The organism is Alistipes sp. ZOR0009, assembly GCF_000798815.1.
Classification (GTDB): Bacteria; Bacteroidota; Bacteroidia; order Bacteroidales; family ZOR0009; genus Acetobacteroides.
Map to the genome: position 1 here is coordinate 1 of NZ_JTLD01000115.1, position 402 is coordinate 402.

1 protein-coding gene is annotated in these 402 nt (G+C 44.5%); it reads left to right on the forward strand.

Annotation, left to right across the window (positions count from 1 at the left end):
* The coding region (locus L990_RS20490; RefSeq protein ID WP_047452003.1) for a hypothetical protein at window positions 1-275 on the forward strand (275 nt) is incomplete at its 5' end.
* Window positions 276-402 lie beyond the last annotated feature (127 nt).

Consider the following 402-nt stretch of genomic DNA (forward strand, 5'->3'; position numbering starts at 1 on the left):
CTTTTTTGGCGCAAAAAAGTAACCAAAAAACATGGCGGAAATTAACTCGCACCATCGGCTTATGGATTCTTGATGGATTGTGTTGCGGTGGTAGAACGATTGTCGTTTTCTCATTTGGTCACAAGCTGCCTTCCGAGTGTTGCTCAAACATGGATTTTCGCCGTTGGTTGTGTGGCTTCGCCACGGGTGTTGACGGATGTGAGGGTGGTTTTCTATTATGGCATAGCAGCCGGATGAAGGAAAGGGCTGCTGTTGGCGGATTTGTAGAGGGGTAGGAGATTTGTGATTTGCGATATGAGTATTGAGTAGTGCGATTTGCGACATGTGATTTGCGACTTTTTGCTGATGGTTCTTTTTTTATAATGCTTCCTTGCATTCATATGCTTATTCTAAAGCAGGAGG